At 57.2% G+C, this 12409-nt stretch carries 10 protein-coding genes; 7 read left to right on the top strand and 3 right to left on the bottom strand.

All coding sequences use genetic code 11. From position 1 onward, the window contains the following. Positions 1-62: 62 nt before the first annotated feature. The 3 genes from QRN55_RS14475 to QRN55_RS14465 all read right to left on the bottom strand — a co-directional run bounded on the left by QRN55_RS14475 (position 63) and on the right by QRN55_RS14465 (position 4334). Positions 63-2057: a BCCT family transporter gene (locus QRN55_RS14475; protein WP_284777237.1), complete on the bottom strand. Its 1995-nt coding sequence runs from the start codon at positions 2055-2057 to the stop codon at positions 63-65. A 152-nt stretch (positions 2058-2209) separates the two neighbouring features. Beyond that, positions 2210-3304 carry a TraB/GumN family protein gene (locus tag QRN55_RS14470; protein WP_284777236.1) on the bottom strand — a complete coding sequence of 365 codons (1095 nt, stop codon included), beginning with the start codon at positions 3302-3304 and terminating at the stop codon, positions 2210-2212. 94 nt (positions 3305-3398) lie between these two features. Then, on the bottom strand, positions 3399-4334 hold the full coding sequence (locus QRN55_RS14465) for a tyrosine recombinase XerC (RefSeq protein ID WP_284777235.1): 936 nt from the start codon (positions 4332-4334) through the stop codon (positions 3399-3401). Positions 4335-4465: 131 nt separating this feature from the next. Here QRN55_RS14465 and QRN55_RS14460 point away from each other — a divergent pair, with 131 nt between their 5' ends. The 7 genes from QRN55_RS14460 (at position 4466) to QRN55_RS14430 (ending at position 12373) form a co-directional block, all read left to right on the top strand. Then, positions 4466-6697, top strand: coding sequence for a primosomal protein N' (locus QRN55_RS14460; RefSeq protein WP_284777234.1), 2232 nt, complete (start codon positions 4466-4468; stop codon positions 6695-6697). A gap of 66 nt (positions 6698-6763) precedes the next feature. Beyond that, a complete protein-coding gene (locus tag QRN55_RS14455; RefSeq protein WP_284777233.1) occupies positions 6764-7150 on the top strand; it encodes an AGROH133_08824 family phage infection protein in 387 nt (128 codons plus the stop codon). A gap of 260 nt (positions 7151-7410) precedes the next feature. Next, a complete protein-coding gene (locus tag QRN55_RS14450; protein ID WP_233123507.1) occupies positions 7411-7977 on the top strand; it encodes a F0F1 ATP synthase subunit delta in 567 nt (188 codons plus the stop codon). Continuing rightward, a complete protein-coding gene (gene atpA / locus QRN55_RS14445) occupies positions 7977-9506 on the top strand; it encodes a F0F1 ATP synthase subunit alpha (protein WP_065700562.1) in 1530 nt (509 codons plus the stop codon). The genes QRN55_RS14450 and atpA overlap by 1 nt, the downstream gene beginning before the upstream one ends. Before the next feature lie 28 nt (positions 9507-9534). After that, complete coding sequence (locus QRN55_RS14440) at positions 9535-10413, top strand: F0F1 ATP synthase subunit gamma (RefSeq protein WP_112499076.1); 879 nt, start codon at positions 9535-9537, stop codon at positions 10411-10413. A 24-nt stretch (positions 10414-10437) separates the two neighbouring features. Beyond that, positions 10438-11895 (top strand): F0F1 ATP synthase subunit beta, encoded by a 1458-nt coding sequence (gene atpD, locus QRN55_RS14435; protein ID WP_112499077.1) that lies wholly within the window; start codon positions 10438-10440, stop codon positions 11893-11895. Positions 11896-11962: 67 nt separating this feature from the next. Then, entirely contained in the window at positions 11963-12373 is a 411-nt protein-coding gene (locus tag QRN55_RS14430; RefSeq protein ID WP_111840410.1) for a F0F1 ATP synthase subunit epsilon, read from the top strand. The last annotated feature ends 36 nt before the right edge of the window (positions 12374-12409 follow it).

The following is a 12409-nucleotide window of genomic DNA, read 5'->3' as shown; positions in this document are numbered from 1 at the left end:
ACAAAAAGGCCGCAGTCTCTACGGACTGTGGCCTTTTTTATGCGTGCTTTTTGCGCGTCGTATTACGTTCTTATGGCGTGAAGATACTGGAAGTGCCTGTCATATTGCAGGAGCACGTCCTGAATGAGCTCTTCTTTCGTGAAGCCCATCACATCGTAATCCTGCCCGCCATCCGAAAGAAAGACTTCTGCCCGGTAATAATACTCGGCTTTCTTGCGGTTGGATTGGCTTTCAAAGAAGCTATAGCCGGGCGTCTCATAGCGGCGCATGCGGATGCCATAGATGAACTCCTCCGCTTCTCCCGGCGTAACGGTCAGCTTTAGCCTGTCGTCCTTGTTGTCCAGCTGCGAGGTGAGGGAGCGCTTCTCGAGCTCAAGCGCGACGGCTTCCAATGCAGGTGTCGCCGTTTCCTGCAGGAAGCGTTCGGTTTCAGCTTTGCCGGGATGGTTGAGAATGCCCTGCAACTGTCGCTGCCAGCTTGCTGACTGGCGTGGCCTCAAGCTCTGGACCAAGGCATTCTGGCGCAGGCCTTCTTTTTGCAGCCCCTTCCACAGGCCCCAGCACATCAACAGCATGACGAAAGTGAAGGGCAGGGCACCGGCAATGGAGGCGGTTTGTAGGGCATCCAGTCCACCGGTCGAGAGCAGGATGGCACCGATGACACCAGAGACGATCGCCCAGAACACGCGCCGTGCGGTGGGTCCATCCTCACGTCCGCCCGATGTCAGCGTATCGATGACGAGCGCTGAAGAATCAGCACCTGTGACGAAGAAAAACACGATCAGCGCCATGGCAAACCACGAGACGTAAACGCCGAATGGAAACTGCTCGAGGAACACGAAGAGAGCCAGTGTCACATCGTTGGCCACCGCTTCTGATACGGCCGTCGTTGCGCCTGTCAGGTGCATCGACAGAGCGGTATCACCAAACACCGTCATCCAAGCGAAGCTGAAACCGGTTGGAACGAGCAGAACGCCTGCGATGAATTCGCGGATGGTGCGACCACGGGAAATGCGGGCGATGAACATGCCGACGAATGGCGACCATGCAATCCACCAGCCCCAGTAGAACAGCGTCCAGTCACCCAGCCACTCGCTCGGTCCCTTATCGGGCGCATAGGCGTACATATAGAAGGTGCGCAGAACGAACTGATCGAGATAGGCGCCGAGGTTCTGCACGAAGGCGCGCAGGAGAAATGTCGTTGGACCCATGACGAAGACGAACAGCATCAGGGCTACGGCCATCAGCATGTTCAGATTCGATAGAAACTTGATGCCCTTGTCGAGACCAGTCGCAACCGACACGGTTGCCATGCCGGTGATGACGACGATCAGCGGCAGCTGTATCCAAAAGCTGATCGGCCAGCCAAGAACATGGTTGAAACCGGCATTGACCTGGAGCACGCCGAGGCCAAGGGACGTGGCGACACCGAAGAGCGTGCCGATGACGGCAAAGATATCGACGGCATTGCCGATCGGCCCATAGATGCGATCACCGATCAGTGGATAAAGCGCCGAACGCATGGTGAGCGGCAAGCCATGGCGGAACGAGAAGTAAGCCAGCGACAGGCCGATGACGGCATAAACGGCCCAGGCGTGCAGACCCCAATGGAAATAACTGATTTCCATGGCCGTGCGGGCGGCTTCGATGGTTGCAGGGTCACCCGTTGGCGGTGCAGTGAAATGCTTTACCGGCTCGGCGACGCCGAAGAAGACGAGGCCGATGCCCATGCCCGCAGCAAACAGCATGGAGAACCATGCGCCATAACTGTAATCGGGCTCAGAATGATTCGGCCCAAGCTTGATTTTGCCGTGACTGGAAAATCCGAGATAGAGCATGAATATGAGAAAGACGGCGACGGAGAGCAGGTAAATCCAGCCCAGTTCCGTGACGATCCATGACTGCATGCCGCTGAACAGGGCGGCGGACCCTTGCGGCGTCACAACACCTGCAATGACGAAAACCAGCGTCAGTCCAACAGACCAGAGAAAGACGGGTTTGTTGACACCCTCCGTCAAACCCACGCGTTTCTTCTCCGAAGCGTCTTCGTCAGCCATGTCAGTCCCCTCAAATCCACATAGAAAGCAAGCGCTGCCTTGGCGGTGCTATGCGGAGCGGAGAATGAATTGCGCGCCAAATAGTTGCATATTTTGTGAGCGTATAAATTTAGAAAATTCTAATTATACAGTGGTTTACGTCCAGATTGTTTCTAATGGACGGTCGTTAAGGTGAAGCCTTTTGCGCGTAGCAGTTCGATGACGCCGACTTTGCCGGGCAGATGCAGCGCGCCAACAGCCATGAAGACATTGCCGTGCTCGAGATGTGGTGCGGCGTTGTTCGCCATGACGTGGTTGCGATCATTGATCAGGCGTTGTTCGAAAGCGGCATAGCCGTCTTTTCCCAGATCGTCATGCTTGGGATCGATGCTTTTCATCATGGGCATGATCATGCCGATCTCGCCCTCCACATAGAGGTCGATCATCGTCGCCATGACGTCATCCATCCGGTCGCCCAGTTCCAGCATCTGGATCAGCGACTGCACGTGAAAGGACAGCGGCAGGTCGGACATGGCGGTGATCTGTTCCAGAAGTGTTTCCAGACCGACCAGCTTTTTGCCATCGCTCACTGCATCCTTGGCAAGCTTCATGTCCAGAAAGTTCGCGCCACGCGCCTTGCGCGCAAATTCGCAGGCCGGAAGTGCCACGAAGCTGGACAATATCCACGGCTTCATTTTGACGACGGCATCGAGCGGAATGCCCCGTTCTTTCAGCCCGCTCTCCAGCTTTGCAACGTCCTGAGGCGACAACAGGTCGGTCATCGATTTGCCGTCGAGAAACATGGTCAGCTCCGGGCGCGCCAGCAAAGATGCGGCAGCCTTTTTTTCATCGGTAATCTCGTCCGATTCGACAATGACAGTGTCGGCCTTTGCAAAAGCCTCTTTTGCACCATCGGGCATTTGCAGCACGCGCGGATCGGAAATATGCATTGTGCCGAGAAGCCATGAGGGCTCGACGCCTGCTTTTTCGATTTTCCAGAATGCGCCCCTGCCGTTGGGCGTCTCTTTCGCTTCCGCAACAATGGCGTCGTAGCGCGCAGGTTCCTTCTTCTGCATCTCGACCAGCAGATTGGTTCCCTTGCACTCGATCGGGTCGTCGGCAGCATGAGCTTCGCCAACGGACAGTAAGGTTGTGACCAGAACGGCAATTGCTGCGACATGCAGTGCGGCCAGCAGCCACAGCAACGCGTCGCCCATGCGGCCCATCATCAGTGATGTCAGGTTTTGAGGCCTGGAAAGATCGATCATCGAATCACCCCGTTTTCTGGCAGCACTTATAAGTCCGGGGATTTGGACGGACGGTTAATGGGCATAGTTAAGCAAATCTTGCGCGTTAAATCTTTTATGCCCGAGGATGGGAATTGTCGTAGATTTCCAGCAAACGTGCCGTGTCGACGCCGGTATAAATCTGCGTTGTGGACAGGCTGGCATGGCCCAATAATTCCTGAATCGTGCGCAAATCCCCGCCGCCAGCCAGCAGATGCGTGGCAAAAGAATGCCGAAGGGCGTGCGGTGTTGCAGTTTCCGGCAGACCGAACGCGCCACGCAGTTTTTGCATTTCACGCTGAATAATGGCGGGTTGGAGCGTGCCGCCGCGCGCGCCGAGAAACAGCGGTTCGTCGTCTTCGATATGATAGGGGCAGAGCTTGCGGTAGGTCTCTACAGCCTCCAAGACGACGGGAAGCAGCGGTACGAGGCGCATCTTGTTGCCTTTGCCTGTCACGCGAAGGCTGCGCACATCGTGCGAAAGATCAGCCCCGGTCAGCCCCAGCGCCTCGGAGATACGTAGGCCGCAACCGTAAAGCAAAGCAAGCACCGCAGCATTGCGGGCGGCGATCCATGGCTCTTCGGAAAGCTGCGCGTCAACAGTCGTGATTTTCAGGGCCTGCCGATCTGTGAGCGGTTTCGGAAGGGATTTCGGCTGTTTCGGTGCACGCATGGCGGTTGCACCGGCTGCGTTGACCATGCCCTTTTTCTCGAGATACCGGAGAAACGACCGCAACCCAGCAAGATGTCGCCCCAGCGAGCGTGCGCCCGCACCCTCTTTACGGCGTGACGCGAGAAAAGCGCGAAGATCGACAGGGCGCAAATTGCTGACATTGCCGATGCTGGTCGGATTGCCGAGATAGCCGGTCATGAACGTCAAAAATTGTCTGGTATCACGCTCATAGGCTTCAAGCGTGTTATCTGCGAGCCGCCTCTCATCCGCCAGAGAGGAAAGCCAGACCTGTCGCTCTGCCAAAAGCTCGGGGTCGGCAAAGGTCAAAATCTCGTCCATGGTAAAATCCCATTGTTTGCGGCAAGACTAACCAGTTGCCGTCTGCATTTGGTTAAAATGCGGATGACAGGCAGGGACTGTCTCCGCTAAAGGTTCCTTTTCCTGTTCCCAGAGTGCATTGTCGCCAGCCTATGGCAAAAGATTCGACTGATCTGTTTGCGGCCTTGTTCGACCAGCACAAGCCCGCTCTTCCCGAACCCGTTGCGGCGGTGCCCGTTCTGGTGCCCATGCCTGCGCCGGGTCCATATAGCTATTCGGTGCCCGCCGACATGGTGGTGGAGCCGGGGTCCATCGTGCAGGTACCACTGGGCCCGAGGCAGGTTATCGGCGTCGTCTGGGACAAGACCGATGGAGCTTCCGTCGATCCCAAAAAGCTTCGGCCCATCACGAAATCCTTCGATTGCCCGCCAATGCGCGATGAAATGCGCCGCTTCATCGATTGGGTGGCCGCTTATACGTTGTCTCCACCAGGTCTGGTGGCCCGCATGGCTCTACGTGCTCCAGCCGCCTTCGACCCGGAGCCGATGATCGAAGGCCTGCGGCTGACGGAAGCGCGACCGGAGCGCTCGACGCCTGCCCGTGCGCGGGTCCTGGAGCTGGCCGCCGAGGGACATGCCTGGACGAAAAGCGGGCTTGCCAATGCGGCGGGTGTTTCGGCAAGCGTCATCGATGGACTTGCCAAACAGGGCATTTTTGAAACGGTCTTTCTGCCCGCTCCATCCGTAGTCGCAGAGCCGGACCCTGACTATGTCGAGCCCCGTCTGGAAGGGCCGCAAAGGCAGGCGGCTTCCGAGATTCTTGAGGACGTAAGGAAAGGCGGCTTTGCTGTTTCGCTGATCGATGGTGTCACGGGCTCCGGTAAGACCGAGGTCTATTTCGAAGCCGTGGCCGAAACCCTGCGGCAAGGCAAGCAGGTACTGATCCTGCTGCCCGAGATCGCATTGACGGCATCTTTTCTCGACCGCTTTCAGGACCGGTTCGGCTCCAAACCGGCGGAATGGCATTCCGATCTTTCGCCGCGTCTGCGCGAAAAAGTCTGGCGCCAGACGGTGACGGGCGAGGTGCGCGTGGTGGCGGGCGCGCGCTCCGCACTCTTCCTGCCGTTCGACAATCTTGGCCTTATCATTGTCGACGAGGAGCACGACCCGGCCTATAAGCAGGAAGACCGCGTCTATTATAATGCGCGTGACATGGCTGTCGTGCGCGCGCGCATCGCCGACTTCCCGGTCGTGCTGGTGTCGGCGACGCCCTCCGTGGAAAGCCAGGTGAACGGCACGTCGGGCCGTTACAACACCATTCATCTGCACACGCGGTTTGGCGATGCGGCCATGCCGGACCTTCATCTGGTCGATATGCGCAAACACCCGCCGGAACGCGGCGGGTTCCTGTCACCGGTGCTGTTGCGCGGCATCGCCAAGACCATGGAGAAGGGTGAGCAGTCGCTGCTGTTTCTCAATCGGCGTGGTTATGCCCCGCTGACGCTATGCCGGGTGTGCGGTCACCGTTTCCAGTGCCCGCAATGTTCCAGCTGGTTGGTCGAGCACCGCTTTCGCAGCCAGTTGCAATGCCACCAGTGCGGTCACAATCAACCGACGCCGGACCATTGCCCGGAATGCGGCACCTTCGATCATCTGGCCGCTTGTGGTCCCGGTGTCGAGCGGATTGCTGAAGAGGTCGAAAAGCACTTCCCTGAGGCTCGAACCATCGTGCTGTCGTCCGACCTGATGGGCGTAAAACGCTTGCGGCTGGAGCTCGAAGCCATCGTGAAAGGGGAGGCGGATATCGTTATCGGCACCCAACTCGTGGCCAAGGGTCATAATTTTCCACTGATGACGCTGGTGGGTATCGTCGATGCCGATATAGGGCTGGCGAATGGCGATCCACGCGCTGCGGAGCGCACGTTCCAACTGCTGTCCCAGGTAACGGGACGTGCAGGCCGCACGGGTCTCAAAAGCCATGGTCTGTTGCAGACTTATCAGCCGCAGCACCCGGTCATGCAGGCCATCGTTTCCGGTGATGCGGCTGCTTTCTATGACAGAGAGGTGATGGAGCGGGAGAAAGCCCTGCTTCCGCCATTCGGGCGATTGGCATCAGTCATCATTTCCGCCGATACGCGCGCCGAGGCCGAAACGCATGCGCGTGGCCTGCGGGCCTCCGCGCCGCAGGCATCCGGCATCATGCTGCTTGGCCCCGCCGAAGCACCGCTTGCGCTCATTCGCGGGCGATACCGATTCCGGCTTCTGGTCCACGGCAAGAGAAATTCCGACATGCAGGCCTTCATGCGGGCGATGCTGGGCAACGGACCCAAGGAGCGTGGGTCGATCCACGTCCAGATCGATATCGATCCGCAAAGTTTTCTTTGACGCCTTTTCCACTTACAGCCCGTCATGCCATAAGGCTGTCGGGGAACACCTGATTTGGGGACAACAATGGAATTCTATTTTCCGACCGAGCTCGGCGAGCAACTGGCATTTTCTGCCGCAGCCGTCTCTGCCATCATTGGTTTGGTCATCATGTTTGCGCCTGGCGTGACGTTTCGTCTGTTCGGTATGCAATTTCAGGCGGAGCGCCGGGATGGCCTAGTCTTGTTACGCTCTTCTCTTGCGGGCCTTTATCTGGGGTTTGGAGCGACGGCAATGTTACTAGGACAATTCTTAGTGTACATGGCCTTTGGTTTTTCGTTCGCACTCGCTGCTTTCGGTGCGGTCCTGTCGATTCTGTCGGACGGGGGCGCAACGATGCGAAATTGCTTACTTCTGGTTGTGCATTCCGCCTTGGCCGCGCTGCCTCTGATTTACGTATTCGGTTTGGTCTAAAAAAGCCGATGCGGCATTCATGCCGCCGATATGGGCTTCTGCGGGGTGATGTCGAAAAATTTAACGGCCTGGCTCTTGCTCAAACGCCACTTTCCGTTACTACGCGTGTTGCGAGTCCCGGCTTCCTATGCTAGACGGACCGCGAAATCGAGATAAGGCAGGGGGGAATTCCGGCCTTTTTCGGGGAAATTGAAACGATTTCAAGAATTTGGAAAGCTGAGCAATTGGCGCCGTCTTCTTGGACGATTAGCAGGGAAAAAGTGCCCGTGGCAGATACCTCCCATGGAACATCCGGTGTAGCGGAAAGGTATGCGTCGTCGCTTTTCGAGCTTGCTTTGGAAGCGGGTGTCATTGAAGCGGTTGGTGCCGACCTCGAAAAGTTTCAGGGCTTGCTTGATGAAAGCGACGATCTGAAGCGTCTGGTTGCGAGCCCCGTCTTTTCGGCGAAAGAGCAATCCAGCGCGATTTCCGCCATCGCAGAAAAAGCCGGTATCGCTGGCCTGACTGCAAACTTTCTGAAAGTCGTTGCGGGCAATCGTCGTCTGTTTGCCGTTCCCGGCATGGTCGTTGCCTATCGTGAAATCGTTGCCGCGCATCGCGGTGAGATTACTGCCGAGGTTACCTCGGCTCATGCGCTGGATGAAGCGCAGGAAACTGAACTGAAAGCGGCGCTGAAGAGCGTTACTGGTAAGGATGTGAAGGTCGCTCTGACCATCGATCCATCCATTCTTGGCGGTCTTATCGTCAAGGTTGGTTCGCGCCAGACCGATACGTCTCTTCGCACCAAACTTTCCACCCTTAAGCTTGCACTGAAAGAGGTTGGCTGATGGATATCCGCGCCGCGGAAATTTCCGCTATTCTAAAAGACCAGATCAAAAATTTCGGCAACGAGGCAGAAGTCTCGGAAGTCGGCCAAGTGCTTTCCGTCGGTGACGGTATTGCCCGCGTTTACGGCCTCGACAATGTTCAGGCCGGTGAAATGGTCGAGTTCCCAGGCGGCATTCGCGGCATGGCACTCAACCTCGAAAACGACAACGTCGGCGTTGTTATTTTCGGTTCTGACCGTGACATCAAGGAAGGCGACACCGTCAAGCGGACCGGCGCTATCGTTGACGTTCCCGTCGGTCCAGAGCTTCTCGGCCGCGTGGTCGATGCTCTCGGCAACCCGATCGACGGCAAGGGCCCGATCAACGCAACGCGCCGTTCGCGTGTTGACGTCAAGGCTCCCGGCATCATTCCGCGCAAGTCGGTTCATGAGCCTATGTCGACAGGCCTCAAGGCCATTGATGCTCTGATCCCGGTTGGTCGTGGCCAGCGCGAGCTGGTCATCGGCGACCGTCAGACCGGTAAGACAGCGATCATTCTCGACACGATCCTGAACCAGAAGGCCATTCACGATAGCGGTCCAGACAGCGAAAAGCTGTACTGCGTTTACGTCGCTATCGGCCAGAAGCGTTCGACTGTTGCTCAGTTCGTGAAGGTTCTGGAAGAGCGTGGCGCTCTTCAGTATTCGATCATCGTTGCCGCAACCGCCTCCGATCCTGCTCCGATGCAGTATCTGGCACCGTTTGCTGGTTGCGCGATGGGCGAATACTTCCGCGACAACGGCATGCACGCGCTGATCGGTTACGATGACCTTTCCAAGCAGGCTGTTGCCTACCGTCAGATGTCGCTTCTTCTTCGCCGTCCTCCGGGCCGCGAAGCTTATCCTGGCGACGTTTTCTACCTTCATTCGCGTCTACTCGAGCGCGCCGCCAAGATGGGCGACGATGCTGGAAATGGTTCGCTGACGGCTCTGCCTGTCATCGAAACGCAGGGCAACGACGTTTCCGCGTTTATTCCGACCAACGTGATCTCGATCACCGACGGCCAGATCTTCCTTGAAACCGACCTGTTCTATCAGGGTATCCGTCCGGCTGTTAACGTCGGTCTGTCGGTGTCTCGCGTTGGTTCTGCCGCTCAGATCAAGGCCATGAAGCAGGTTGCCGGTTCGATCAAGGGCGAGCTTGCCCAGTATCGTGAAATGGCAGCCTTTGCCCAGTTCGGTTCCGACCTCGATGCTTCCACACAGCGCCTGCTGAACCGTGGTGCACGTCTGACCGAATTGCTCAAGCAGCCACAGTTCTCCCCGCTCAAGACGGAAGAACAGGTTGCTGTGATCTTCGCTGGTGTGAACGGTTACCTGGATAAGGTCGCTGTTGCAGATATCAGCAAGTTCGAGCAGGGTCTGCTGTCTTACCTTCGTTCGGAAGGCAAAGACATTCTCGACACCATCCGCACGGAAAAGGCTGTTAGCGACGATACCAAGGGCAAGTTGAAGACTGCTCTTGAGAACTTCGCCAAGTCTTTCTCCTGATTAGCCTCGTGACTGGGACGGATAACGGATGCCTTCACTAAAGGATCTGAAAAACCGCATAGCCTCCGTAAAGGCGACGCAGAAGATTACCAAGGCGATGAAAATGGTCGCCGCGGCGAAGCTTCGGCGCGCCCAGGAAGCTGCGGAGGCCGCCCGGCCTTACTCGCAGCGCATGGGTGCCGTTCTTGCCAATATCGCTCAGGCGGTAGAGGCAGACGTTGCTCCGGTTCTGATGACCGGTACGGGCAAGGACGACGTGCATCTGCTCGTCGTCTGCACGGCTGACCGTGGTCTTTGCGGTGGTTTCAATGCACAGATTTCCCGTTTTGCCCGCGATCGCGCTCGCAAGCTGATTGCAGAAGGCAAGACGGTCAAGATCATGACTGTCGGCAAGAAGGGCTACGATAGCCTGCGTCGCGAATTCTCGTCCAACATCATCGAGCGCATCGAACTGCGTGACGTGAAGCGGGTGGGTTTCGAGAACGCTGACGGTATCGCCAAGAAGATCATCGCGCGTTTTAACGCCGGTGAGTTCGATGTCTGCACGCTGATCTATTCCGAGTTCAAATCGGTCATCAGCCAGATCCCGACAGGTCTGCAGCTTATTCCTGCTGCGGCTCCTGCGGTTGAGGTCGAGCAGTCTGCAACGACGGCGATTTACGAATACGAGCCGGATGCGGCTTCCATTCTGGAAGACCTTATTCCGCGCAACATTTCGGTTCAGGTTTTCCGGGCTCTGCTCGAAAACGTGGCTGGCGAAATGGGTGCCAAGATGAGCGCGATGGACAACGCCACGCGCAACGCCGGTGAAATGATCAACAAGCTGACGCTTTCCTATAACCGTCAGCGTCAGGCTCAGATCACCAAGGAACTGATTGAAATCATTTCGGGCGCGGAAGCGCTCTGAGGTTAAGGAAAGAGGGTAAGGATAATGGCTAAGGCAGCTACCCCAAAGAAAACCGCAGCGATCACTGGCGCGACCGGCAAGGTTACGCAGGTTATCGGCGCTGTTGTCGACGTGGCGTTCGAAGGCGACCTGCCTGCGATCCTCAACGCGATTGAAACTGACAATAACGGCAACCGTCTGGTTCTCGAAGTTGCGCAGCATCTCGGCGAAAACGTCGTGCGTACAATCGCCATGGACTCGACCGAAGGTCTGGTTCGCGGTCAGGCCGTTCGTGACACGGGCGCTCCGATCACCGTTCCTGTCGGTCCTGAGACGCTTGGTCGTATCATGAACGTTATCGGCGAGCCGGTTGACGAAGCAGGTCCGCTGGTAACCTCCGGCATGCGCGCCATTCACCAGGAAGCACCTTCCTACGTCGAGCAGTCCACAGATGGCCAGATTCTGGTCACCGGCATCAAGGTCGTCGACCTCCTGGCACCTTACGCCAAGGGCGGCAAGATCGGCCTGTTCGGCGGTGCCGGCGTTGGCAAGACCGTTCTCATCATGGAACTGATCAACAACGTCGCCAAGGCCCACGGTGGTTACTCGGTATTTGCTGGCGTGGGTGAACGTACCCGCGAAGGCAACGACCTTTACCACGAAATGATCGAATCCGGCGTGAACAAGCTGGGCGGTGGCGAAGGCTCCAAGGCTGCGCTCGTTTACGGCCAGATGAACGAACCACCAGGCGCGCGTGCTCGCGTTGCCCTGACGGGTCTGACCATCGCTGAAGACTTCCGCGACAAGGGTCAGGACGTTCTGTTCTTCGTGGACAACATCTTCCGCTTCACGCAGGCTGGTTCCGAAGTGTCGGCTCTCTTGGGCCGTATTCCTTCCGCTGTGGGTTATCAGCCCACGCTGGCGACCGACATGGGCCAGATGCAGGAACGCATCACCACCACGACCAAGGGTTCGATCACCTCGGTTCAGGCCATTTACGTACCTGCCGACGACTTGACCGACCCGGCGCCAGCAACATCGTTCGCCCACTTGGACGCAACGACGGTTCTGTCGCGTTCGATCGCTGAAAAGGGTATTTACCCGGCTGTTGACCCGCTCGACTCCACGTCGCGCATGCTTGACCCGATGATCGTTGGCGAAGAGCACTATGAAGTTGCCCGTAAGGTTCAGATGACCTTGCAGCGCTACAAGGCTCTCCAGGACATCATCGCCATTCTCGGCATGGACGAACTGTCTGAAGAAGACCGCCTGGCCGTTGCGCGCGCTCGTAAGATCGAACGCTTCCTGTCGCAGCCGTTCTTCGTGGCTGAAATCTTCACTGGCGCCCCAGGCAAGCTGGTCGCTCTCGAAGACACGATCAAGGGTTTCAAGGGTCTGGTCAACGGCGAGTACGACCACCTGCCGGAAGCTGCGTTCTACATGGTTGGTTCGATGGAAGAAGCCGTCGAAAAGGCCAAGAAGATGGCTGCTGAAGCCGCCTGATCATCTTGAAAGCGCGTGGCCTCCACGCGCTTTCGTCCGCCGCCCAACGAAAAAGAAGTAAATAGCCATGGCCGACAGTTTCAAATTCGAACTTGTTTCCCCAGAGCGCCTGCTTGTTTCCGAGACGGTCACTGAAGTTGTCATTCCTGCCACGCTTGGCGAAATGACTGTTCTGCCGAACCATGCGCCTGTGATGACAACGATCAAGCCAGGTCTTGTTACCGTGAAGTTTGCTTCTGGCGAAACGCATAAGTACGTCGTTTTCGGTGGCTTCGCAGATATCGTTCAGAGCGGCTGCACGTTGCTGGCCGAATCTGCAACTGCTGCTGACGACATCACGCCGGATGATTTGCAGAAGCGCATTGATGCTGCCCGTTCTGAAATTCAGGAAGGCAACCATCACCACGAGCATCTGACGAAGCTTGAAAAGCATCTTTATGAATTGACGAACCTTCATGAGGTTCTCGTCGCCGCTTGAAAGCACCGGGCAGGTTCCAAGGAATGACTGCCCACG

Source organism: Agrobacterium sp. lyk4-40-TYG-31, assembly GCF_030209855.1.
Classification (GTDB): Bacteria; Pseudomonadota; Alphaproteobacteria; order Rhizobiales; family Rhizobiaceae; genus Agrobacterium; species Agrobacterium vaccinii.
This window is presented reverse-complemented; position numbering and strand designations above follow the sequence as displayed.